Source organism: Pseudomonas sp. S1(2024), from assembly GCF_046557535.1.
Genome location: NZ_JBKGFP010000002.1, coordinates 19,978 through 41,949 on the forward strand (window position 1 = coordinate 19,978; position 21,972 = coordinate 41,949).

Consider the following 21,972-nt stretch of genomic DNA (forward strand, 5'->3'; position numbering starts at 1 on the left):
CAATATCTGTTAACTGGATTATCAAGATATGTGTTATCGGTTATATCGATATGCGATTTACACTTCGTCAACTGCAAGTCTTCGTTGCCGTGGCCCAGCACCAGAGCGTTTCCCGCGCCGCCAGTGTGTTGGCCTTGTCGCAGTCGGCCGCCAGCACCTCGATCACCGAGCTTGAGCGACAGTCCAGCTGCCAGCTGTTCGACCGGGCCGGCAAGCGCCTGAGCCTCAACGCCCTGGGCCAGCAACTGTTGCCGCAGGCAGTGGCCCTGCTCGACCAGGCCAAGGAAATCGAAGACCTGCTCAACGGCAAGTCCGGTTTCGGCTCGCTGGCAGTCGGCGCCACGCTGACCATCGGCAACTACCTGGCCACCCTGCTGATCGGCAGCTTCATGCAGGTGCACCCGGAAAGCCAGGTGAAGCTGCATGTGCAGAACACCGCGCATATCGTGCAACAGGTGGCGCATTACGAAATTGATCTGGGTCTGATCGAAGGCGATTGCAACCACCCGGACCTGGAAGTGCAGCCCTGGGTCGAGGACGAACTTGTGGTGTTCTGCGCGCCACAGCATCCGCTGGCCAAACTGGGACGCGCCGATGTACAGACCTTGTCCCAGGAGGCGTGGATCCTGCGCGAACAGGGCTCAGGCACGCGCCTGACTTTCGACCAGGCCATGCGCCACCACCGCACCAACCTCAACATCCGCCTGGAGCTGGAACACACCGAAGCCATCAAGCGCGCGGTGGAGTCGGGCCTGGGCATCGGCTGCATCTCGCGCCTTGCCCTGCGTGACGCCTTCCGCCGCGGCAGCCTGGTAGCGGTGGAAACCCCGGAGCTGGACCTGATGCGCCAGTTCTACTTCATCTGGCACAAACAGAAGTACCAGACCTCGGCCATGCGCGAATTTCTCGAACTGTGCCGCAACTTCACCGCGGGTTTCACACGCAGTGACGAGATCGTGTTGCCACCGATCGCTTAAAGCAGGATCACACCCCACACCAGCGCCACCATGGTCAGTGCCACCAGCTGCGCGGCGCTGCCCATGTCCTTGGCGTTTTTCGACAGTGGGTGGCGCTCCAGCGAAATACGATCGATGGCTGCCTCCACCGCCGAGTTGAACAATTCGACGATCAAGCCCAACAGGCAAACGGCGATCATGATTGCACGCTCTGCACGGCTGACCGGCAGCCAGAAGGTAATCGGGACCAGCAGCACGTTGAGCAGCACCAGTTGGCGGAACGCGGCCTCACCCTTGAAGGCAGCGCGCAGCCCATCCAGCGAATATCCGGCGGCGTTGAAGATACGTTTGAGGCCAGTCTGGCCCTTGAATGGCGATGTCATGTGAGTCACTTCACGGCGGAAAGGCCAGCAGACTAGACCGGCACGGGTAAAAAAAGCGTGAAGCCACGCCCACTCAACTGCTGGCAACCGATTCAAGTTGTTGCAGCAACAACGCCGCCTGGGTGCGGGTACGCACACCCAGCTTGCGGAAGATTGCCGTCACGTGAGCCTTGATGGTTGCTTCCGACACGTTCAGCTCATAGGCAATCTGCTTGTTCAGCAGCCCTTCGCAGACCATGGTCAGCACCCGGAACTGCTGCGGCGTGAGGCTGGCAAGGCCTTCGCTGGCGGCCTTGGCTTCGGCCGAGACATCGACCCTTTCGAACGCCTGCGGCGGCCACCAGACCTCACCATCGAGCACCTTGCGCACCACATCCTGGATCACTTCCAGGGTGCTGGACTTGGGAATGAAGCCACTGGCGCCAAATTCGCGGGACTTGACCACCACTGCAGCCTCTTCCTGCGCCGATACCATCACCACGGGGATCTGCGGGTATTGCCCGCGCAGCAGCACCAGCCCGGAAAAACCGTAGGCACCCGGCATGTTCAAGTCCAGCAACACCAGGTCCCAGTTGTCTTTTTCGCTCAGACGGGTTTCCAGTTCGGCAATGCTGGCAACTTCTACCAGGCGTACATCCGGGCCCAGGCCGAGGGTAACGGCCTGGCGCAAGGCGCCACGGAACAGCGGGTGGTCATCGGCAATCAGGATTTCGTAAGTGGCCATCGATCTGGGGATCCTGTTCTGTGTCGGGCACTCGGGTAAGGGTCATTATGAACCAAAGCAGGGGTTGTGCCCCTTGGACTATAGGAAGGTATGCAAACGCTGGTGGGTGTCGTCCTGCTCGTCCAGCGGCAGGCGACGCTTGCCGCTCAGGTAATGCAGGCTGAACACATCCAGGTAGGCGTCCAGCGCCTGCGAGGCCTGGGTATCGCCGGCAAGGTCCAGGCACATGGCCGCGACTTCCGCGGTACAGAAGTGATCATCGCGCTTGGAGCGGCGCAGGCGGTAGCGGGACATCTGCTCGGCCTGCAGGCTCAACACCGGGAAGCGATCAAGGTACGGGCTTTTGCGGAACATCTTGCGCGCTTCGGTCCAGGTGGCATCCAGTAGGATGAACAGCGGACGCTTGCCGGGCTCACGCACTACCTCGCTGACCACTCGCTCCTGGGCAACGAATTCGCCGGGGAAGACGATGTAGGGCTGCCAACGCGGGTCGTCCAGCAACGCCAGCAAGCGTTCGTCTACCGAAGTGCGCAGCCAGCCGAAAGCCGAGGTGTCCTCGATCAGGTCGGCAATCAGCCAACCGGTATTGGTGGGCTTGAGCGGCTCGGTGTCATGCATCAGCAGGCACACGCCGGACTCGGCCTGCACCCGGGGCTTCCAGGCGCACAGGCAATGAGTGGCAATGACCCGGCAATCGGGGCAGCGTTCGGCACGTGAACCACGGGCGATGAAGGGCTTGTTGCTGCGAGCCAGGCGTTCGGCGCGCAGGCGCGCTACCGCATGGCTCATGCCGGCAGGCCTCTGGACAGGTTGGGAATGGACACAAGGATGACTCGGAGAAAACTAAGGGCACCAGTCTACCAGAACAGGGGGCAATTGCTGTGCAGGTGGCGACGCGGTCCTTATAATCGCTGCTTTACCGTACCCCAGCCTCGCGCCTGCGCGATTTTCAGGGAACGCCGTCGACCCGCGCATGTCAAAGCGCCAGTCATCGAACCAGGAGAGATTCATGCTGCGCCGTATCGTCCCCGCCCTGAGCCTGTTGCTCGCCCTGCCCCTGGCAGCCCAGGCGGCTTCCAAGCAGGAATACGACCTGAACAACATGTTGCAGAAGGTTGCCAAAGAGAGCAGTGTCGGCACCCCGCGAGCCATCAACGAGGACATCCTCGACCAAGGTTACACGGTGGAAGGCAAGGCACTGGTCAACCACCTGAGCGTGCGCCAGGACCATGCCGCGCGCATGCAGGCCAACCCCGAACAGGTCCGCAGCCAGCTGGGTGATAGCGTCTGCCGCAACAGCGGTTTCCGTAACCTGATGTCCAAAGGCGCGGTGATGGTCTACCGCTTCACGGTATACAAGACCAATCAACCGATCATGGACCAGGCGTTCGACAACGCCAGCTGCGTGGCCGGCAACAAGAAGAAGTAAACCAGCTCGGATCGCTACGCCTTCTCGTCTTCACGGGCGCACCAGCGCCCCTCAGCGGCATCAGCGCGCATCTCTGCCAGCAGCGCCTGCAGGTAGCGCGACTGGCATTCCAGCCCCGACAGCCTGCGCCGGCACTCGTTCTCCAGGCTCAGGTGATGCATCTGGGCCGCATTCTCCAGCTGCTGGTAAAGCTGCCGGTCAACTTCGATGATCAAGCGATGCATACCGCCACCTCCTGCATCGACACGTTTCGCTTTACCCAGTTAACCAAACCCGCATCCCCCGTGGCTGCATGCCGACGGGCGGCTGTGTCGAACACCCCCGGCAGGATTGAGCGCAAGGGTCTAGATTGAGGTCAGAGGTATAGGTGCAGAAGGAGACGTTGCATGCCTTACCAATCGAGTGAACTGCTGTTCAGCCATTTCCGCGACAACAACATCGACCTGAGCAACATCGACGCACAACTGCAACTGGTGGCACCGAACAGCCCCAACCTGGCGCTGTACCGCGACATGATGCTGACCATCCTGCGCATGGCCCATGACGACACCGACCGCTGGAGCGCCAAGATCACCCTGCAGGCCCTGCGCGAACTGGACCATTCGTTCCGCACCCTGGAACGCTACAAGGACCGCCGCAAGGTGACCGTGTTCGGCTCGGCGCGCACCCCGCTGGAACACCCGATGTACGCCCTGGCCCGCGAACTGGGCGCAACCCTGGCGCGCTCCGACCTGATGGTAATAACCGGTGCCGGCGGCGGCATCATGGCAGCCGCCCACGAAGGCGCCGGCAGCGACCACAGCCTGGGATTCAACATCACCCTACCCTTCGAACAACACGCCAACCCCACGGTAGATGGCACCGACAAGCTGCTGCCGTTCCATTTCTTCTTCATCCGCAAGCTGTTCTTCGTCAAGGAGGCCGATGGCCTGGTGCTGTGCCCGGGTGGTTTCGGCACTTTGGATGAAGCATTGGAGGTGCTGACCCTGATCCAGACCGGCAAGAGCCCGCTGGTACCGGTGGTGCTGCTGGACTCACCAGGTGGCAGCTTCTGGCGCGACTGCCTGGACTTCATCAGCCGCCAACTGGAGGAAAACCGCTACATCTTGCCCAGCGACCTGAAACTGCTGCGCCTGGTGCACAGCGCTGACGAGGCAGTGGAGGAAATCAACCAGTTCTACAGCAACTACCACTCCAGCCGCTGGCTGAAGAGCCAGTTCGTGATCCGCATGCATCACCCGCTCAGCGAAGCGGCGCTGTATGATATCCAGGAAGGCTTTGCCGATTTGCGTTTGAGTGGCAAGTACCACCAGCAACCTGACAGCAGCGCCGAGCACGAAGTGGGCAACTTCAACCACCTGACCCGCTTGTCATTTGCCTTCAATGGCCGGGATCAGGGCAGGCTGCGCGAGCTGGTGGATTTCATCAACCTGCCGGAGAACTGGGCCAAGCCGCAGCCCATGCATACGACGCAGCGGGCCAGGGAGGCGTTGAAGGTCAGTTGATCGTGACACAGGTCCGCTCCCGCAAAGGACTGCAAAACGGCCCCAGCCCTCAGTAATCGTCGCGATCACGCCCACTGAGCAGCCGGCCGATCATGTCCATGGGGAAACCCCGGTAAGCCAGAAACCGGGTCTGCTGGGCACGGCCGCGGGGATCTTGCGGGCGCTGCCCGGCAAACTTGCGCTGCCATACGTCACGCATGCGCTCGCCCCAGTCCACCTCGCTCTCGCGTAGCGCCTGCTCGATATCAGCACGCGCCAAACCGCGCTGGCCTAGCTCTTCGCGAATACGCGCAGGGCCATAGCCGGAGCTTGAACGGTACCGGATGAAACTTTCGAGGTAGCGGGCTTCGCTAAGCAACCCTTCTTCGGCGAGCCGATCGAGTTCAGGCCCAATCAACTCGTCCGAAGCGCCGCGCTGACGCAACTTGCGCGTCAGCTCGACGCGACCGTGCTCACGTCGCGCAAGCAGGTCCATGGCTGTCCGCCGGATGGCGACGGGGGTGTCGAGTACGGCGGACATGTTCGGCTATCTACCGCGCAATCAATAGCCGGCGTCAGCGTCGGCCATGTCATCGGCATCGGCTTCGGCAGCAGCAGCCTTGCCAGCAGCCGCAACAGCACCAGCGGTCAGCAGCTTCTCGCGAATCTGCTTCTCAATCTCGGCGCCAATAGCCGGGTTCTCAGCAAGGTACTTCGCGGCGTTTGCTTTGCCTTGACCGATCTTGTTGCCTTGGTAGGCGTACCAGGCACCGGATTTCTCGACCAGGCCTTGGGAAACACCCAGATCAATGATCTCGCCGTTACGGTAGATACCCTTGCCGTAGAGGATCTGGAACTCAGCCTGACGGAATGGCGGCGAAACCTTGTTCTTGACGATCTTGACGCGGGTTTCGCTACCGACCACCTCGTCGCCTTCCTTGACCGCACCGGTACGGCGAATATCCAGACGCACCGAGGCGTAGAACTTCAGGGCGTTACCACCGGTGGTGGTTTCCGGGCTGCCGAACATCACACCGATCTTCATACGGATCTGGTTGATGAAGATGACCAGGCAGTTGGCGTTCTTGATGTTACCGGTGATCTTGCGCAGCGCCTGGGACATCAGGCGCGCCTGCAGACCCACGTGCATGTCACCCATCTCGCCTTCGATCTCGGCCTTCGGTACCAGGGCAGCCACGGAGTCGACGATGATCACGTCAACGGCGTTGGAACGCACCAGCATGTCGGTGATTTCCAGGGCCTGTTCGCCGGTGTCCGGCTGCGAAACCAGCAGGTCGTCGACATTGACGCCCAGCTTGCCGGCGTACTCGGGGTCGAGGGCGTGTTCGGCGTCGACGAAGGCGCAGGTGGCGCCGTTTTTCTGGGCTTCGGCGATGACCGACAGGGTCAGCGTGGTCTTACCCGACGACTCCGGGCCGTAGATCTCGACGATACGGCCTTTTGGCAGGCCGCCGATGCCCAGGGCGATGTCCAGGCCCAGCGAGCCGGTGGAGATGGCAGGGATAGCCTGGCGCTCGTGGTCGCCCATGCGCATGACGGCGCCCTTGCCGAATTGGCGTTCGATCTGACCCAGGGCCGCAGCCAAGGCGCGCTTCTTGTTGTCGTCCATTGAAATCCTCACGTGTTCGACTTGGCCCTGACGGCCGGAATACCTGTATAAGTAGCCAGTATTATTCCACAGGCAGGCGCCCGCGCAAACCCCTGTCGTCGATTTACTCGGCACCAAGCTGTAACAAGCCGTCTAACGCGGCGATCACCGTCTGTCGACGCACCGCCTCGCGGTCGCCGTCGAACTGGCGCCGCTCGCTGAATACATGGTTGCCATCGGCCCAGGCCAGCCACACGGTCCCCACCGGTTTGGCCGGCGAACCACCGTCCGGCCCGGCCACGCCGCTCACCGCCACGGCAAAGCGCGCGCCGCTGGCGGCCTGGGCGCCGCGGACCATGGCTTCGACCACTTCCTGGCTGACCGCGCCAACCTGGCCGAACAACGCCGCGGGCACTCCCAGCTGACGGGTTTTCTGGATGTTGGAATAGGTCACGTACCCAGCCTCGAACCAGGCCGAGCTGCCGGGCACGCGGGTGATGGCCTCGGCGATGCCGCCACCGGTGCAGGATTCGGCGGTGGTCACCTGCGCGTTGAAGCGGCGCAGGTGTTCACCCAAGCGGGTGGCAAGCGTAGTGATCGGGTCCATGTCGGGCTCCTTGGAGGCAGGCTTCTACCCTAGCATCTTGGTGAGGTGGGATGGGCGCCCGCTTCGGTCTCGCACATCACTTGTTCCAGGCCACTACCGGCCACGGCAGGGGCGCCGGGCGGAATATCGCAGGTACAGCCCGCCGGGTAGCCGTGTTAACCTATGCGGCTTGAAAATCCGGTGGGTCTCGGCGTCGCGCATGCAACACAGAACGCCCCAATTTGCCCCACAATATTGAGACCTACTTTCTAAGCCCTTGATGAATAAAGCAATTTCCGATTTTTCCGCACACACCCCAATGATGCAGCAGTACTGGAAGCTGAAGAACCAGCACCCGGACCAGCTGATGTTCTACCGCATGGGCGACTTCTACGAGATCTTCTACGAAGATGCGAAAAAAGCCGCAAAACTGCTGGACATCACCCTGACCGCGCGCGGTCAGTCGGCCGGCCAGTCCATCCCCATGTGCGGGATTCCGTTCCATTCGCTGGAAGGCTACCTGGCCAAGCTGGTCAAGCTCGGCGAATCGGTGGTGATCTGCGAGCAGATTGGCGACCCTGCCACCAGCAAGGGCCCGGTGGAACGTCAGGTTGTGCGCATCATCACCCCGGGTACGGTCAGCGACGAGGCCCTGCTCGACGAGCGTCGCGACAACCTGATTGCCGCGCTGCTCGGGGACGAGCGCCTGTTCGGCCTGGCCGTACTGGACATCACCAGTGGCAACTTCAGCGTGCAGGAGATCAAGGGCTGGGAAAACCTGCTGGCCGAGCTCGAGCGCCTCAACCCGGTCGAGCTGTTGATCCCCGACGACTGGCCACGCGACCTGCCGGCCGAGAAACGACCGGGCGCCCGTCGCCGTGCGCCATGGGACTTCGACCGCGACTCGGCGCGCAAGGCCCTGTGCCAGCAGTTCGCGACCAAGGACCTCAAGGGCTTTGGCTGCGACAAGCTGACCCTGGCCATCGGTGCCGCTGGTTGCCTGCTGATCTATGCCAAGGAAACCCAGCGCACCGCCCTGCCACACCTGCGCAGCCTGCGCCACGAACGCCTGGACGACACGGTCATTCTCGACGGTGCCAGCCGCCGCAACCTGGAGCTGGACATCAACCTGGCCGGCGGCCGAGACAACACCCTGCAGTCGGTGATCGACCGCTGCCAGACCGCCATGGCCAGCCGTTTGCTGAGCCGCTGGTTGAACCGCCCGTTGCGCGATCTCAAGGTGCTGCAGGCGCGCCAGGACTCGATCCGCTGCCTGCTCGACGGCTACCGCTTCGAGAAGCTGCAGCCGCAGCTCAAGGAAATTGGCGATATCGAGCGGATTCTCGCCCGTATCGGCCTGCGCAACGCCCGCCCACGCGATCTGGCACGCCTGCGCGATGCACTTGGGGCGCTGCCCGAGTTGCAGAATGCCATGGCCGAGCTGGAGGCACCGCACCTGGCGCGTCTGGCCGCCATTACCGGCACCTATCCCGAACTGGCCAGCCTGCTGGAGCGGGCGATCATAGACAACCCGCCGGCGGTGATCCGCGATGGCGGCGTGCTCAAGGCCGGCTATGACAACGAACTGGACGAGTTGCTGGCGATCAGCGAAAACGCCGGCCAATTCCTGATCGATCTGGAAGCGCGGGAAAAGGCCCGTACTGGCCTTGCCAACCTCAAGGTCGGCTACAACCGGGTGCACGGCTACTTCATCGAACTACCGACCAAGCAGGCCGAGCAGGCCCCGGGTGACTACATCCGCCGTCAGACCCTAAAGGGCGCCGAGCGCTTCATCACCCCGGAGCTGAAGGCGTTCGAGGACAAGGCACTGTCGGCCAAGAGCCGCGCCCTAGCCCGCGAGAAGATGCTCTACGATGCCCTGCTGGAAACCCTGATCAGCCACCTGGCACCGCTGCAGGACAGCGCCGCCGCCCTGGCCGAACTGGACGTGCTCAGCAACCTGGCCGAACGAGCACTGAACCTCGACCTGAACTGCCCACGCTTCGTAGACGAGCCGTGCCTGCGCATCGAGCAGGGCCGTCACCCAGTGGTGGAACAGGTACTGACCACACCGTTCGTGGCCAACGACCTGGGCCTGGACAACAGCACGCGCATGCTGATCATCACCGGCCCGAACATGGGCGGTAAGTCCACCTACATGCGCCAGACCGCCCTGATCGTGCTGCTGGCGCATATCGGCAGCTTCGTGCCGGCTGCCAGCTGCGAGCTGTCGCTGGTCGACCGCATCTTCACCCGCATCGGCTCCAGCGACGACCTGGCCGGCGGCCGCTCGACCTTCATGGTCGAGATGAGCGAAACCGCCAACATCCTGCACAACGCCACCGACCGCAGTCTGGTGCTGATGGACGAAGTGGGCCGCGGCACCAGTACCTTCGACGGCCTGTCGCTGGCCTGGGCCGCCGCAGAGCGCCTGGCCCAGCTGCGCGCCTACACGCTGTTCGCCACGCACTACTTCGAACTCACCGTGCTGCCAGAAAGCGAGCCACTGGTGGCCAACGTGCACCTGAACGCCACCGAACACAACGAACGCATCGTATTCCTGCACCACGTGCTGCCTGGTCCTGCCAGCCAGAGCTACGGCCTGGCCGTGGCGCAGCTGGCCGGCGTGCCGACGGCCGTCATCCAGCGTGCCCGTGAACACTTGGCGAGGCTGGAAACCACCAGCCTGCCGCATGAACAACCCACGGCCCAAAAGGCCAAGGACGTGCCACAGGTCCCGCACCAGAGTGACCTGTTCGCCAGCCTGCCACACCCGGCCATAGAGAAGCTGGGCAAGCTGCAGCTGGACGAAATGACCCCGCGTCAAGCTATCGAAATGCTATATCAACTAAAGAACCTGTTATAACGGCGCCCACTACAAGCTGGTAGAATCCGCCGCGGTTTGCTGGTGCTGCAGGTTATTAGCCTGGCCTGCAGCCACATACCCGTAAACCGCGCGGCCCTGAGAGGAAGAGCCGCCGCCGTCGCCTGAGGAGAGAATTAGAAATGACCTTCGTCGTCACCGACAACTGCATCAAATGCAAATACACCGACTGCGTGGAAGTCTGTCCGGTGGACTGCTTCTACGAAGGCCCGAACTTCCTGGTCATCCACCCGGACGAGTGCATCGACTGCGCCCTGTGCGAGCCGGAATGCCCAGCGCAAGCCATCTTCTCGGAAGACGAAGTGCCTGCGGGCATGGAAAACTTCATCGAGCTGAACGCCGAACTGGCAGAAATCTGGCCGAACATCACCGAGCGTAAGGACGCCTTGCCGGACGCTGAGGAATGGGATGGCAAGACTGGCAAGATTGCCGATCTGGAGCGCTGATAGCGTCCGGACACTAAAAAGGCCCTTTGGGGCCTTTTTTGTTTTCTGCGGGCAAAAAAAGGGGCGGTTTGACCCGCCCACATTTTTTCCGTAGTCCCTGCTTGTCCCAAACATCATCCTGATGAAATCGCGTCTTGCGATGTCCCTGGCTTTCCTCCTGAAAGCCTGTGCATGTCCCTGTGCACAGTTCGAATACTAGCGACTTGAGCCTGGCCGGCAACCGCGAAACCTCACAGGGTGTTGCAGGTGACACATCTCCTCACAGCTGAATAAGTCCGGATTTTCAATGAGTTGGGAAAACGCAGGATCTGGATACGACAATGATTTACTGAAGCGTACATAGAAGGCTTACAGAACAAGTAAGCAAAGGCTTACACGCAATGTTATTGGGGTAGCGCGGTACATAAACGATATCTGTCTTTTGGGGCTGCACTGCGCGCGCCCCGGCAATTTCAAACAGGCATACAAAAACGCCCCGAAATCATCGGGGCGTTTTGTGTTACAGGCTTCCGCTACTGGAACAACGACTCACTGGACAGGCCGTTCTTCTCGAGAATCTCACGCAAACGCTTGAGCCCCTCGACCTGGATCTGCCGCACCCGTTCGCGGGTCAGGCCAATCTCCAGTCCAACATCTTCCAGGGTGCTGCTTTCATGCCCGCGCAAGCCAAAGCGGCGCACCACCACTTCACGCTGCTTGTCGGTCAACTCGCCCAGCCACTGGTCGATGCTCTGCGACAGGTCATCATCCTGCAGCAGTTCGCATGGGTCGGTCGGGCGGTCGTCGGTCAAGGTATCGAGCAGGGTCTTGTCCGAGTCTGGGCCGAGCGACACATCCACCGAAGACACCCGCTCGTTCAGGCCGAGCATGCGCTTGACCTCGGCGACCGGCTTCTCCAGCAGCGTGGCTATTTCTTCTGGCGAGGGTTCGTGGTCCAGTTTCTGGGTCAACTCGCGCGCAGCGCGCAGGTAGACGTTCAGTTCCTTGACCACGTGGATCGGCAGGCGAATGGTGCGGGTCTGGTTCATGATCGCCCGTTCGATGGTCTGGCGAATCCACCAGGTCGCATAAGTCGAGAACCGGAAACCACGCTCCGGGTCGAACTTCTCGACCGCACGGATCAGCCCAAGGTTGCCCTCCTCGATCAGGTCGAGCAGCGACAGGCCGCGGTTCACGTAACGACGGGCAATTTTTACAACCAGGCGCAGGTTGCTTTCGATCATGCGCTTGCGGCCGGCAGGGTCGCCCTTTTGCGACAGACGCGCAAAGTGCACTTCCTCTTCCGGCGAAAGCAGAGGCGAGAATCCTATCTCGTTGAGATACAACTGGGTGGCATCGAGCGCCCGGCTGTAATCGATGTACTTGTGTTGCTTGAGCGAAGAGCCCGACTTGGCCCTCGTCCGAACCGAAGATACAGCAGGTTCGTCTGACACCACATCCGTTTCCAAAACGATTCCCGTCTCCATCAGAAGCAGGTCATCGTCGATGTCAAACTCCGGCACTTCTTTACTGAGAGCCATTGTTATAGTCCTTTGCTGAGTTCGAACTCAGACTCGAGCGGCACCTATCTCCCTGGCAGCGCTGGAGCCTGTCCCCTCTACATCACAGGAACAGGCCGGGTACAACGGTCAACGACGTGGCAGGAACTGGAGCGGATCGACGGGTTTGCCCTGGCGGCGAATCTCGAAATGCAGCTTCACCCGATCTGTGCCCGTGGACCCCATTTCAGCAATCGACTGCCCTGCCTTGACCTGCTGCCCCTCCCGAACCAACAGCCTGCGGTTATGGCCGTAGGCACTGACGTAGGTATCGCTGTGCTTGATGATGATCAGTTCGCCGTAGCCCCTCAAGCCACTCCCGGCGTACACCACTGCACCATCAGACGCAGCAAAAACAGGCTGTCCCAAATCACCGGCGATATCAATGCCTTTATTCAAACTACCGTTTGAAGCGAATTTTCCAATCAGCACGCCGTTGGCAGGCCAGGTCCAGCCACCTACCGCACGCTCCGCGGCAGGCACCGTGGCGACCACCGGGGCGCTGCTGGAGGCTGCCGGCGTGGCCGGTTTGCTGGTGTTGCCAGGAGGTGTGCTGGTGCTTCCCACAGGCCGCCGGATGACCGTGGTCTTGCTCGACGACGACGGGCTGGACACCACCATGGTGCTGCCGGTAGAGCCGCTGCTGAAACGAATCGCTTGCCCCGGGCGAATGGTGTAAGGCGCCGCGATACCGTTGCGCGCAGCCAGCTCCTTGTAGTCCCAGCCATAACGGAAGGCGATGGAGAACAGCGTATCGCCAGGTTTGACGATGTACTGCCCGGTGGTTACTGCCGGGCGCTTGGGCACGGTGTTGTTGCGATCGACCACCCGCGCGCTGTTGCTGCTGGTGCTCGAGCAACCTACCAGTAGCGTGCCCATGGCCAGTGCAATCACCAGAAGCGTGAAACCCGACCCGTCCTTGCGCTGCCGAATGACTGTGTGACCCACCCGCGCTCCCCTCATGGTGCCGAAAACGAAATGACAACAAATGCAATATTATTGCAATTATAACCAAGCCCGCCCGCATTGGCAGGGTTGGTGAAAGACTGCTGCAAAGCCTTGCAACACGCTGTGCGATAGCGCTTCACCCCGCCAGATAGACAGGGCGTTGCTGCAAGAATTCGGTGCTGGCGCAAAAATATCGCGCGGTTCGAACCAGCAGTGTTCAGGCCAGCGGGCCGTTGAGCAGCGGTACGAAGCGCACGGCCCCCAGCACGCGGCGGGAGAATCCATGCTCCTCGCGCACGATCAGCATCAGCTGCTGGGTTTCGCCGGCTGGGCCCACCGGAATCACCATACGACCACCCGGCGCAAGCTGGTCGAGCAGTGCCTGCGGCACTTCCGGCGCTACGGCGGTGACGATGATGCCGTTGTACGGCGCCAGCGCCGGCCAGCCTTCGCAACCATCCCCCCAGCGGAACACCACGTTGCGCAGGTTCAGTTCCACCAGGCGCTCCTTGGCCCGGTCCTGCAACACCTTGATGCGTTCCACCGAGAACACCCGCTCGACCAACTGAGCCAGAATTGCCGTCTGGTAGCCCGAGCCGGTGCCGATCTCCAGCACCTTGTCCAACGGCCCGGCCTCGAGCAGCAGTTCACTCATGTGGGCAACCATGAACGGTTGCGAGATCGTCTGGTTGTGGCCGATCGGCAGCGCGGTGTCTTCGTAGGCGCGATGCGCCAGCGCCTCGTCGACGAACAGGTGGCGCGGGGTACGACGGATGACGTCGAGCACCTTGGTGTTCGAAACGCCCTCCTCGCACAGGCGCTGGATCAGCCGCTCCCGCGTGCGCTGGGAGGTCATGCCGATGCCACGCCGCAGCATATCGTCCTCGCGCATCAGAGCAGGCCCTCCAGCCAACCGTCGAGCTGCTCGAAGGCATCACTGAAGGTGCGGTCGAGCTGCAGCGGAGTGATCGATACATAGCCTTGCATCACCGCGTGGAAGTCGGTCCCCGGGCCACCGTCCTCGGCATCCCCGGCGACAGCGATCCAGTAGCCTTCCTTGCCGCGTGGGTTGACCACCTTGGTCGGCGCCGCCGCCCGCGCCCGGTGACCGAGGCGGGTGAGCTGGATGCCACGAATGTGCTCCAGCGGCAGGTTGGGGATATTGACGTTGAGCACGGTGCGCGGTGGCAAGGCCAGGCGCGACTGAGCCTCGACCAGGCGGCGGGCGATGTGGGCCGCGGTGGGCAGGTTGTCCGGCTGGCGCGACAACAGCGAAAACGCCAGCGAGGTACCGCCGAGGAAACGGCCTTCCAACGCGGCCGCGACCGTGCCCGAATAGAGCACGTCGTCACCCAGGTTGGCACCGAGGTTGATCCCCGACACAACCATGTCCGGCGCCTGTGGCAACAGCCCATTGAGCCCCAGATGCACGCAGTCGGTCGGCGTGCCGTTGAGGCTGATGAAGCCATTGGCCAAAGTCTGCGGGTGCAGTGGCCGGTCCAGCGTCAGCGAACTGCTGGCGCCGCTCTTGTCTTGATCCGGGGCAATAACCACGCACTCGGCGTAATCCACCAGCGCAGCATGCAGCGCGGCGATGCCGGGTGCGGTAACACCGTCGTCGTTCGAAATCAGAATACGCATGAGCTGTCCGTCTGCCCCGCCGACACCAGATCCACGATTTCGCGCACCACCACGGTGGCGAAACATCCGGCCGGAAGGACGAATTCCAGTTGCAGGATATCAGGCTCGGGATAATGCCACGTAAGACCGCCAATAGGGAGCCGCAGAATGCGTCGTTCGTGATCCATGCCCGCCAAGGCCAGCCACTGGCAAAGTGCCGGCTGCCGTGCGGCGATCGCATCCTCTTGTTGCGCAGTACTCCCCGTAGCCGGCGAATCGCCTGCCCCCCACAGCGGGCCGGTCGGATGCAGGTCAAGGATCGCCAGCCGAGGATCGGAACATTCCGACTCCCCAGCAGGAAAGAAGCTACGACTCGTGGTGAACGCCAACAGGTCGCCCACCTGCGCACACGCCCAGCTGCCGTCGGCAACACGGGCTGCCAGCACCTGGTTGAACAGGTAGCTGCGCCCGGCCGAGAGCAACCGCGAACGCATGTTGCGCTGTTCGGGCAGGGCCTTGCGTGCGGCCCAATCAAGAGCGTCGTGAACGTTGCCGCCACCGTGGCCGAAGCGCTGGGTGCCGAAATAATTCGGCACACCGTGTTGCTTGAGCTGTTCCAGGCGTGCATCCACCGCCTGGTGATCGGCAGCCAGGGCAGTCAGGCGCAGCGTGAAGCCGTTGGCCGAATGCGCACCGCGCTGCAGCTTGCGCTGGTGGCGCACCTGCTTGAGCACACGCAGGCTGGCATCCTCGGCACGCGACAGGTCCGGGTCGGCCTTGCCGGGCAGGTGCAGGCTGAACCACTGGCGGGTCAGGGCCTGGCGGTCCTTGAGGCCGGCGTAGCTGATCGTGCGCACCGGCACCCCAGCGGCACGGGCCAGGCGGCGGGCCGCCTCCTCGGTGTTCAGGTCACGCTTCTCGACCCACAGCCACAGGTGTTCGCCCTGGCCCGAGAGGGGGATGTCCAGTACTTCGTCGACCTGGAAATCCTCGGCCACCGCCTTGAGGACGGCGGTACCCAGTGGTTCGCCCGATGCGCGCGGGCCCAGCAGTTCCAGTTCGGTCATGCTGGCAGCAGCAGGGCTACCGAATGCACGGCGATGCCCTCCTCGCGGCCGGTGAAGCCGAGCTTCTCGGTGGTGGTAGCCTTGACATTGACCTGGTCGAGTTCGACCTGCAGGTCTTCGGCGATCAGTTTGCGCATGGTTTCGATGTGCGGTGCCATCTTCGGCGCCTGGGCGACGATGGTGGCGTCGATGTTGCCGACCTTCCAGCCCTTGGCCTGGACGATGCCGACCACATGGCGCAGCAGAACACGGCTGTTGGCGCCCTTGAACTGCGGATCGGTGTCGGGGAAATGTTTGCCGATGTCACCCAGCGCCGCCGCGCCAAGCAAGGCATCGCTCAGGGCGTGCAGCAGCACGTCGCCATCGGAGTGGGCCAGGAGGCCGTATTTGTGGGGGATACGCACCCCGCCCAGGGTAATGAAATCACCGTCGCAGAAACGGTGCACATCGTAGCCGTGGCCAATACGCATAGAAAAACGCCCTGAATGAGTCAGGGCGTGATTCTACCTGCTTTAGCCAGTATTGGGGCCGTCGTTGTAGGAGCAGCCTTGTGCTGCGAATGGGCCGCAAAGCGGCCCCGGCAATATCGGCGATAGCGTTAGACCCAGGGTCTGCTTCGCAGCCCATTCGCAGCACAAGGCTGCTCCTACAGGCGATGAAGCGAGCACCACAGCTACGCCTTACACCCGCCCCAAGGCCACCGCATGATGACGCAGGTGCTCCTCGATGAAGCTGGCGATGAAGTAGTAGCTGTGGTCATAGCCAGGCTGCAGGCGCAGGGTCAGTTCATGCCCACCTTTGCGTGCCGCCTGCTCCAGGGCTTCAGGCTTGAGCTGCTTCTCGAGGAAGTCGTCGCGGTCGCCCTGGTCCACCAGCAACGGCGGGCATTCGCCGGCCGGAGCCTCGGCCAGCAGCACGCTGGCATCCCACTCGCGCCAGCGCGCCCGGTCTTCACCCAGGTAGCGGCTGAAGGCTTTCTCGCCCCACGGGCAATCCATCGGGTTGCTGATCGGCGAAAACGCCGACACCGAGCGGTAGCGCCCCGGGTTGCGCAAGGCGCACACCAGCGCGCCATGCCCACCCATGGAGTGGCCACTGATGCTGCGCTCGCCCGAAGCCGGGAAGTGCGCCTCGATCAACGCGGGCAATTCCTCCACCACATAGTCGTGCATGCGGTAGTGCTGGGCCCAGGGCTGCTGAGTGGCATTGAGGTAGAACCCGGCACCCAGGCCGAAGTCCCAGGCACCGTCCGGGTCGCTCGGCACCTGCTCACCACGCGGGCTGGTGTCGGGGGCTACGATGATCAACCCAAGCTCCGCGGCCAAGCGCTGGGCGCCGGCTTTCTGCATGAAGTTCTCGTCGGTGCAGGTGAGGCCGCTGAGCCAGTACAGCACCGGCAGCTTCTCGCCCTGTTCGGCCTGCGGCGGCAGGTAGACGGCGAACACCATGTCGCAACCCAGCACCTTGGAGTGATGCCGGTAACGCTTGTGCCAGCCGCCGAAGCTCTTCTGGCAGGAGATGTTATCCAGGCTCATGGCAAACCTCAGAAGTGGATGACACTGCGGATGCTCTTGCCTTCATGCATCAGGTCGAAGGCCTTGTTGATGTCTTCCAGGCCCATGGTGTGGGTAATGAAGGTATCCAGCGGGATCTCGCCCTTCTCGGACATTTCCACGTAGCTCGGCAGCTCGCTGCGACCACGCACGCCACCGAACGCCGAACCACGCCATACGCGACCGGTGACCAGCTGGAACGGACGGGTGGCGATTTCCTGGCCGGCACCGGCCACGCCGATGATCACCGACTCACCCCAGCCCTTGTGGCAGCATTCCAGCGCAGCACGCATCAGCTGCACGTTGCCGATGCACTCGAACGAGAAGTCCACGCCGCCGTCGGTGAGGTCGACGATCACTTCCTGGATCGGGCGGTCGTAGTCTTTCGGGTTGATGCAGTCGGTAGCACCCAGCTGACGGGCGATCTCGAACTTGGCCGGGTTGATATCGATGGCAATGATGCGCGACGCCTTGGCCTTGACCGCACCGATCACTGCCGACAGGCCGATGCCGCCCAGACCGAAGATGGCCACGGTGTCACCCGCCTTGACCTTGGCGGTGTTGAGCACCGCGCCGATACCGGTGGTGACGCCGCAACCCAGCAGGCAGACCTTTTCCAGCGGCGCTTCTTTCTGGATCTTGGCCACGGAAATTTCCGGCAGCACGGTGTACTCGGAGAAGGTCGAGGTACCCATGTAGTGGAACAGTTGCTGGCCTTTGTAGGAGAAGCGCGTGGTGCCGTCCGGCATCAGGCCCTTGCCCTGGGTGGCGCGGATGGCCTGGCAAAGGTTGGTCTTGCCCGAGAGGCAGAACTTGCACTTGCCGCATTCCGGGGTGTACAGCGGAATGACGTGGTCACCGACGGCGACCGAGGTGACGCCCTCGCCTACCGCCTCGACGATCGCGCCACCTTCGTGACCGAGGATCGACGGGAAGATGCCCTCCGGGTCGGCGCCCGACAGGGTGTAGGCGTCGGTGTGGCAGACACCGCTGGCGACCACCCGCAGTAGCACTTCACCGGCCTTGGGCATGGCCACGTCGACTTCGACGATTTCCAGGGGTTTCTTGGCTTCGAAAGCTACGGCAGCACGGGACTTGATCATCAAAGGTCTCCAGACAGAGTGTCGATTCAGTCTGGCAGTGTAATTCACCGCCTTTTGATGAATAATCCGGCCAAAGACAAAACATTATTGCCATACAGGGATAATCAATGAGCAGCCGCTGGGAAGGCATCGACGAGTTCGTCGCCGTGGCCGAGTCGGGCCAGTTCACCACGGCCGCCGAGCGCCTGGGGGTTTCCTCGTCGCACATCAGCCGGCAGATCGCCCGGCTGGAGGAACGGCTGCAGACGCGCCTGCTGTACCGCAGTACCCGGCGGGTGACCCTGAGCGAGGCCGGGCAGACATTCCTGCAGCACTGCCAGCGCCTGCAGGATGGCCGCGAGGAAGCTCTACGCGCCATGGGCGATCTGGCCAGCGAGCCCAAGGGGCTGCTGCGCATGACCTGCGCGGTGGCCTACGGCGAGCGTTTCATCGTGCCGCTGGTGACGCGGTTCATGGCGCGTTACCCGCAGCTGCGGGTGGATGTGGAACTGAGCAACCATACCCTCGACCTGGTGCATGAAGGCATGGACCTGGCCATCCGCCTGGGCCGGCTGGCCGACTCGCGATTGGTGGCAACCCGCCTGGCGCCCAGGCGCATGTACCTGTGTGCTTCGCCGGACTACCTGGAACGTTATGGTCGGCCGCACAGCCTTTCGGAACTGGCCCGGCACAACTGCCTGGTAGGCAGTTCGGACCTGTGGGCGCTGCAGCAGGACGGCCGCGAGATCAGCCAACGAGTCCAAGGCAACTGGCGTTGCAACAGCGGGCAGGCGGTGCTGGACGCGGCGCTGCAGGGGATGGGGTTGTGCCAGTTGCCGGATTACTACGTGCTGGAGCACTTGAACAGTGGTGCGCTGGTGTCGTTGCTTGAGGCGCACCAGCCACCGAACACCGCGGTGTGGGCGCTGTATCCGCAGCAGCGGCACCTTTCGCCGAAGGTGCGTCGGCTGGTGGATTACCTGAAGGAAGGGTTGGCGGGGTTGCCGGAGTATCGCTTGAACTGAAACCTTGTGCTGGCTGGTCTGGCCTCTTCGCGGGCTCGCCCGCTCCCACAGGTCCTGCGCATACCTTCAGGCTGGCGCTGTACCTGTGGGAGTGGGCATGCCCGCGAAGAAACCAGCACTGGTCAAAGCCTCAGCGGCGCCCTGCCCAACGCTGGCGCAACCACTCCAGATCTTCCGGCCGGGTCACCTTGATGTTGTCGCTGCGCCCTTCGACCAGCCGCGGCGCCTGGCCGGACCACTCGATGGCAGAGGACTCGTCGGTCACCAGCACATCCGACACAAGGCACTCGGCCAGCGCCTGATGCAACGCCCCAAGGCGGAACATCTGCGGTGTATAGGCCTGCCAGATGGTACTGCGGTCTACGGTAGCGCCCACCCGGCCATCAGCATCGGCCCGCTTGAGGGTATCGCGCGCCGGCACCGCCAGCAGGCCACCCACCGGGTCGTCCGCCAGCTCCGACAACAGCTTGTCCAGATCGCTGCGCGCCAGGTTCGGTCGTGCAGCATCGTGTACCAGCACCCAATCACTGTCCGCAGCCCCGTGAGCATGCAGCACCAGCAAGGCATTGAGCACTGAGTCGGCACGCTCTCGACCACCCGCGGCACGCTGGATGCGCGGGTCGCTGGCGCAGCGCAGGCGAGGCCAGTACGGGTCATCTTCGGCAATGCTGACCACCACGCCCTTGAGCATCGGGTGGCCAAGAAAACAGTCGAGGCTGTGCTCGATAATGGTTTGCCCGGCCAGCTCCAGGTACTGCTTGGGGCGGTCGGCAGCCATGCGGGCACCTACGCCCGCAGCAGGAATCACGGCCCAGAAGGCCGGTAACGTTTCGATCATTTCTGTGGCAACTGGAAGAGGGTTTCGCCCTCTTTGACCATTCCCAATTCGTGGCGAGCCCGCTCTTCAACGGTCTCCATGCCTTTTTTCAGCTCCAGCACTTCGGCATCGAGCACGCGATTGCGCTCGAGCAAGCGCTCGTTTTCGGCATGCTGCTCAGCAATCTGCTGCTTCAGCTCGGTCACTTGCGCCAGGCTGCCATTACCCACCCACAGGCGGTACTGCAGGCCACCCAGCAGCAGGAGCAGGACGAGGAACAACCAATAGGGACTGCGCATCACGTTATCCAGGTTAAAAAGGCTGCCGGGTATTTTTACTTCCGGGCCTCGAATAGCACGAAGCCTGGCCGAGGCCAGGCTTCGTCGACAGAAACCCGTTGAAATGTAGGAAAGTTCAGTACGAACGTTCCCACAACTCCGGCTGCTGTCTTTTTACCATCTCTTGCTTAACCGCGAAACTCGGCACGACCGCGGTAAACCGCTTTGGCACCCAGTTGCTCTTCGATGCGCAGCAGTTGGTTGTACTTGGAAACGCGGTCGGAACGGCACAGCGAGCCAGTCTTGATCTGGCCGGCAGCAGTACCCACGGCCAGGTCGGCAATGGTCGAGTCTTCGGTTTCACCGGAGCGGTGCGAAATCACTGCGGTGTAGCCAGCAGCCTTGGCCATCTGGATGGCTTCCAGGGTTTCGGTCAGCGAACCGATCTGGTTGAACTTGATCAGGATCGAGTTACCGATGCCCTTCTCGATGCCTTCCTTGAGGATCTTGGTGTTGGTCACGAACAGGTCGTCGCCAACCAGCTGCACCTTGGCACCGATCTTGTCGGTGAGGATCTTCCAGCCAGCCCAGTCGGACTCGTCCAGGCCGTCTTCGATCGAAATGATCGGGAAGCGCTCGGTCAGGCCTTTCAGGTACTCGGCAAAGCCTTCAGCGTCGAACGACTTGCCTTCGCCGGACAGGTTGTACTTGCCGTCTTCGTAGAACTCGGAAGCCGCGCAGTCCAAGGCCAGGGTCACGTCGGTGCCCAGCTTGTAGCCGGCTTTCTCGACAGCTTCGGCGATGGCGCCCAAGGCGTCTTCGTTGGAAGCCAGGTTAGGGGCGAAACCACCTTCGTCACCAACGGCGGTGTTCAGACCACGGGCCTTGAGCACGGCTTTGAGGTGGTGGAAGATTTCGGTACCCATGCGCAGGCCGTCGGAGAAGGTCTTGGCGCCAACCGGCTGTACCATGAACTCCTGGATGTCGACGTTGTTGTCGGCGTGCTCGCCACCGTTGATGATGTTCATCATCGGTACCGGCATCGAGTACTGGCCAGGGGTGCCGTTCAGGTTGGCGATGTGCGCGTACAGCGGCAGGTCCTGGTCCTGGGCAGCGGCCTTGGCGGCAGCCAGGGAAACGGCCAGGATGGCGTTGGCGCCCAGCTTGGCCTTGTTCTCGGTACCGTCCAGCTCGATCATGGCGCGGTCCAGGGCCTTCTGGTCGGCAGGGTCCTTGCCCAGCAGCAGGTCACGGATCGGGCCGTTGATGTTGGCAACAGCCTTCAGCACGCCCTTGCCCAGGTAACGGCTCTTGTCGCCATCACGCAGCTCCAGCGCTTCGCGCGAGCCAGTGGAAGCACCGGACGGCGCGCAGGCGCTGCCGATGATGCCGTTGTCGAGCAGTACATCGGCTTCCACGGTGGGGTTGCCACGCGAATCGAGAACTTCACGACCTTTGATGTCGACGATTTTTGCCATTGTTGTAAGCACTCCAGAATTGACGAAAACAACTTAGCTTAGGAAATTCCAGCCGTTCACCGGGC

The 21,972-nt window shown here is 62.4% G+C and carries 24 protein-coding genes; 6 read left to right on the top strand and 18 right to left on the bottom strand.

Annotated elements, in window-relative coordinates:
• Positions 1–50: 50 nt before the first annotated feature.
• The gene (gene finR / locus ACLCGK_RS03305; protein ID WP_004375481.1) at positions 51–977 is read left to right on the top strand and encodes a LysR family transcriptional regulator FinR; all 927 of its coding nucleotides are present in this window, start codon (positions 51–53) and stop codon (positions 975–977) included.
• On the opposite strand, the gene ACLCGK_RS03310 is transcribed toward finR, so the two are convergent.
• The 3 genes from ACLCGK_RS03310 to ACLCGK_RS03320 form a co-directional block, all read right to left on the bottom strand.
• A complete protein-coding gene (locus ACLCGK_RS03310) occupies positions 974–1,339 on the bottom strand; it encodes a diacylglycerol kinase (protein WP_046616644.1) in 366 nt (121 codons plus the stop codon). The genes finR and ACLCGK_RS03310 overlap by 4 nt on opposite strands.
• Before the next feature lie 73 nt (positions 1,340–1,412).
• Complete coding sequence (erdR, locus tag ACLCGK_RS03315; protein WP_410951281.1) at positions 1,413–2,063, bottom strand: response regulator transcription factor ErdR; 651 nt, start codon at positions 2,061–2,063, stop codon at positions 1,413–1,415.
• 78 nt (positions 2,064–2,141) lie between these two features.
• Entirely contained in the window at positions 2,142–2,852 is a 711-nt protein-coding gene (locus tag ACLCGK_RS03320) for a tRNA-uridine aminocarboxypropyltransferase (RefSeq protein ID WP_013971344.1), read from the bottom strand.
• 220 nt (positions 2,853–3,072) lie between these two features.
• Here ACLCGK_RS03320 and ACLCGK_RS03325 point away from each other — a divergent pair, with 220 nt between their 5' ends.
• Positions 3,073–3,492, top strand: coding sequence for a quorum-sensing-regulated virulence factor family protein (locus ACLCGK_RS03325; protein WP_013971343.1), 420 nt, complete (start codon positions 3,073–3,075; stop codon positions 3,490–3,492).
• 14 nt (positions 3,493–3,506) lie between these two features.
• On the opposite strand, the gene ACLCGK_RS03330 is transcribed toward ACLCGK_RS03325, so the two are convergent.
• Positions 3,507–3,716 carry a hypothetical protein gene (locus tag ACLCGK_RS03330; RefSeq protein ID WP_004375471.1) on the bottom strand — a complete coding sequence of 70 codons (210 nt, stop codon included), beginning with the start codon at positions 3,714–3,716 and terminating at the stop codon, positions 3,507–3,509.
• 162 nt (positions 3,717–3,878) lie between these two features.
• Here ACLCGK_RS03330 and ACLCGK_RS03335 point away from each other — a divergent pair, with 162 nt between their 5' ends.
• Positions 3,879–4,997 carry an LOG family protein gene (locus tag ACLCGK_RS03335; protein WP_015269216.1) on the top strand — a complete coding sequence of 373 codons (1,119 nt, stop codon included), beginning with the start codon at positions 3,879–3,881 and terminating at the stop codon, positions 4,995–4,997.
• Positions 4,998–5,046: 49 nt separating this feature from the next.
• Here the strand turns inward: ACLCGK_RS03335 and recX are convergent, their stop codons facing one another.
• The 3 genes from recX to ACLCGK_RS03350 form a co-directional block, all read right to left on the bottom strand.
• Complete coding sequence (gene recX, locus ACLCGK_RS03340) at positions 5,047–5,517, bottom strand: recombination regulator RecX (RefSeq protein WP_015269215.1); 471 nt, start codon at positions 5,515–5,517, stop codon at positions 5,047–5,049.
• A gap of 21 nt (positions 5,518–5,538) precedes the next feature.
• On the bottom strand, positions 5,539–6,606 hold the full coding sequence (gene recA, locus ACLCGK_RS03345) for a recombinase RecA (RefSeq protein ID WP_013971339.1): 1,068 nt from the start codon (positions 6,604–6,606) through the stop codon (positions 5,539–5,541).
• 103 nt (positions 6,607–6,709) lie between these two features.
• Positions 6,710–7,192: a CinA family protein gene (locus ACLCGK_RS03350; RefSeq protein ID WP_013971338.1), complete on the bottom strand. Its 483-nt coding sequence runs from the start codon at positions 7,190–7,192 to the stop codon at positions 6,710–6,712.
• Positions 7,193–7,463: 271 nt separating this feature from the next.
• On the opposite strand from ACLCGK_RS03350, the gene mutS reads away from it, so the two are divergent.
• Both mutS and fdxA read left to right on the top strand, forming a co-directional pair.
• On the top strand, positions 7,464–10,037 hold the full coding sequence (gene mutS / locus ACLCGK_RS03355; RefSeq protein WP_024086401.1) for a DNA mismatch repair protein MutS: 2,574 nt from the start codon (positions 7,464–7,466) through the stop codon (positions 10,035–10,037).
• A gap of 140 nt (positions 10,038–10,177) precedes the next feature.
• The gene (fdxA, locus tag ACLCGK_RS03360; protein ID WP_004375459.1) at positions 10,178–10,501 is read left to right on the top strand and encodes a ferredoxin FdxA; all 324 of its coding nucleotides are present in this window, start codon (positions 10,178–10,180) and stop codon (positions 10,499–10,501) included.
• A gap of 512 nt (positions 10,502–11,013) precedes the next feature.
• Here fdxA and rpoS read toward each other — a convergent pair.
• From rpoS to ACLCGK_RS03400, 8 genes are all read right to left on the bottom strand, one after another.
• Complete coding sequence (rpoS, locus tag ACLCGK_RS03365; RefSeq protein WP_013971277.1) at positions 11,014–12,021, bottom strand: RNA polymerase sigma factor RpoS; 1,008 nt, start codon at positions 12,019–12,021, stop codon at positions 11,014–11,016.
• A gap of 108 nt (positions 12,022–12,129) precedes the next feature.
• On the bottom strand, positions 12,130–12,987 hold the full coding sequence (locus ACLCGK_RS03370; RefSeq protein ID WP_410951282.1) for a peptidoglycan DD-metalloendopeptidase family protein: 858 nt from the start codon (positions 12,985–12,987) through the stop codon (positions 12,130–12,132).
• A gap of 217 nt (positions 12,988–13,204) precedes the next feature.
• Complete coding sequence (locus ACLCGK_RS03375; RefSeq protein WP_015269209.1) at positions 13,205–13,843, bottom strand: protein-L-isoaspartate(D-aspartate) O-methyltransferase; 639 nt, start codon at positions 13,841–13,843, stop codon at positions 13,205–13,207.
• A gap of 35 nt (positions 13,844–13,878) precedes the next feature.
• On the bottom strand, positions 13,879–14,628 hold the full coding sequence (gene surE / locus ACLCGK_RS03380; RefSeq protein WP_013971274.1) for a 5'/3'-nucleotidase SurE: 750 nt from the start codon (positions 14,626–14,628) through the stop codon (positions 13,879–13,881).
• Positions 14,616–15,674, bottom strand: a complete 1,059-nt coding sequence (truD, locus tag ACLCGK_RS03385; RefSeq protein ID WP_410951283.1) for a tRNA pseudouridine(13) synthase TruD — start codon at positions 15,672–15,674, stop codon at positions 14,616–14,618. The genes surE and truD overlap by 13 nt, the downstream gene beginning before the upstream one ends.
• On the bottom strand, positions 15,671–16,144 hold the full coding sequence (gene ispF / locus ACLCGK_RS03390) for a 2-C-methyl-D-erythritol 2,4-cyclodiphosphate synthase (RefSeq protein WP_013971272.1): 474 nt from the start codon (positions 16,142–16,144) through the stop codon (positions 15,671–15,673). Before ispF ends, truD begins: the two co-directional genes overlap by 4 nt.
• 210 nt (positions 16,145–16,354) lie before the next feature.
• Entirely contained in the window at positions 16,355–17,209 is an 855-nt protein-coding gene (gene fghA / locus ACLCGK_RS03395) for an S-formylglutathione hydrolase (RefSeq protein WP_013971271.1), read from the bottom strand.
• Positions 17,210–17,217: 8 nt separating this feature from the next.
• Complete coding sequence (locus ACLCGK_RS03400; protein WP_013971270.1) at positions 17,218–18,330, bottom strand: S-(hydroxymethyl)glutathione dehydrogenase/class III alcohol dehydrogenase; 1,113 nt, start codon at positions 18,328–18,330, stop codon at positions 17,218–17,220.
• A 107-nt stretch (positions 18,331–18,437) separates the two neighbouring features.
• Between ACLCGK_RS03400 and ACLCGK_RS03405 the strand changes: the two genes are divergently transcribed.
• A complete protein-coding gene (locus tag ACLCGK_RS03405; protein WP_410951284.1) occupies positions 18,438–19,334 on the top strand; it encodes a LysR substrate-binding domain-containing protein in 897 nt (298 codons plus the stop codon).
• 130 nt (positions 19,335–19,464) lie between these two features.
• On the opposite strand, the gene ispD is transcribed toward ACLCGK_RS03405, so the two are convergent.
• From ispD to eno, 3 genes are all read right to left on the bottom strand, one after another.
• On the bottom strand, positions 19,465–20,172 hold the full coding sequence (ispD, locus tag ACLCGK_RS03410; protein ID WP_024086399.1) for a 2-C-methyl-D-erythritol 4-phosphate cytidylyltransferase: 708 nt from the start codon (positions 20,170–20,172) through the stop codon (positions 19,465–19,467).
• Positions 20,169–20,450, bottom strand: a complete 282-nt coding sequence (ftsB, locus tag ACLCGK_RS03415; RefSeq protein ID WP_004375443.1) for a cell division protein FtsB — start codon at positions 20,448–20,450, stop codon at positions 20,169–20,171. Before ftsB ends, ispD begins: the two co-directional genes overlap by 4 nt.
• A 167-nt stretch (positions 20,451–20,617) precedes the next feature.
• Entirely contained in the window at positions 20,618–21,907 is a 1,290-nt protein-coding gene (gene eno / locus ACLCGK_RS03420) for a phosphopyruvate hydratase (protein ID WP_013971266.1), read from the bottom strand.
• Positions 21,908–21,972: the final 65 nt, after the last annotated feature.

Coding starts and splice junctions, on each gene's coding strand:
- ftsB (WP_004375443.1), bottom strand. CDS start 20,450: ATGCGCAGTCCCTATTGGTTGTTCCTCGTCCTGCTCCTGCTGCTGGGT.
- ACLCGK_RS03310 (WP_046616644.1), bottom strand. CDS start 1,339: ATGACATCGCCATTCAAGGGCCAGACTGGCCTCAAACGTATCTTCAAC.
- finR (WP_004375481.1), top strand. CDS start 51: ATGCGATTTACACTTCGTCAACTGCAAGTCTTCGTTGCCGTGGCCCAG.
- erdR (WP_410951281.1), bottom strand. CDS start 2,063: ATGGCCACTTACGAAATCCTGATTGCCGATGACCACCCGCTGTTCCGT.
- fdxA (WP_004375459.1), top strand. CDS start 10,178: ATGACCTTCGTCGTCACCGACAACTGCATCAAATGCAAATACACCGAC.
- recA (WP_013971339.1), bottom strand. CDS start 6,606: ATGGACGACAACAAGAAGCGCGCCTTGGCTGCGGCCCTGGGTCAGATC.
- ACLCGK_RS03335 (WP_015269216.1), top strand. CDS start 3,879: ATGCCTTACCAATCGAGTGAACTGCTGTTCAGCCATTTCCGCGACAAC.
- ACLCGK_RS03350 (WP_013971338.1), bottom strand. CDS start 7,192: ATGGACCCGATCACTACGCTTGCCACCCGCTTGGGTGAACACCTGCGC.
- fghA (WP_013971271.1), bottom strand. CDS start 17,209: ATGAGCCTGGATAACATCTCCTGCCAGAAGAGCTTCGGCGGCTGGCAC.
- surE (WP_013971274.1), bottom strand. CDS start 14,628: ATGCGTATTCTGATTTCGAACGACGACGGTGTTACCGCACCCGGCATC.
- truD (WP_410951283.1), bottom strand. CDS start 15,674: ATGACCGAACTGGAACTGCTGGGCCCGCGCGCATCGGGCGAACCACTG.
- ispF (WP_013971272.1), bottom strand. CDS start 16,144: ATGCGTATTGGCCACGGCTACGATGTGCACCGTTTCTGCGACGGTGAT.
- ACLCGK_RS03375 (WP_015269209.1), bottom strand. CDS start 13,843: ATGACCTCCCAGCGCACGCGGGAGCGGCTGATCCAGCGCCTGTGCGAG.
- recX (WP_015269215.1), bottom strand. CDS start 5,517: ATGTCCGCCGTACTCGACACCCCCGTCGCCATCCGGCGGACAGCCATG.
- ACLCGK_RS03330 (WP_004375471.1), bottom strand. CDS start 3,716: ATGCATCGCTTGATCATCGAAGTTGACCGGCAGCTTTACCAGCAGCTG.
- rpoS (WP_013971277.1), bottom strand. CDS start 12,021: ATGGCTCTCAGTAAAGAAGTGCCGGAGTTTGACATCGACGATGACCTG.
- ACLCGK_RS03400 (WP_013971270.1), bottom strand. CDS start 18,330: ATGATCAAGTCCCGTGCTGCCGTAGCTTTCGAAGCCAAGAAACCCCTG.
- ACLCGK_RS03405 (WP_410951284.1), top strand. CDS start 18,438: ATGAGCAGCCGCTGGGAAGGCATCGACGAGTTCGTCGCCGTGGCCGAG.
- eno (WP_013971266.1), bottom strand. CDS start 21,907: ATGGCAAAAATCGTCGACATCAAAGGTCGTGAAGTTCTCGATTCGCGT.
- ispD (WP_024086399.1), bottom strand. CDS start 20,172: ATGATCGAAACGTTACCGGCCTTCTGGGCCGTGATTCCTGCTGCGGGC.
- ACLCGK_RS03325 (WP_013971343.1), top strand. CDS start 3,073: ATGCTGCGCCGTATCGTCCCCGCCCTGAGCCTGTTGCTCGCCCTGCCC.
- ACLCGK_RS03320 (WP_013971344.1), bottom strand. CDS start 2,852: ATGAGCCATGCGGTAGCGCGCCTGCGCGCCGAACGCCTGGCTCGCAGC.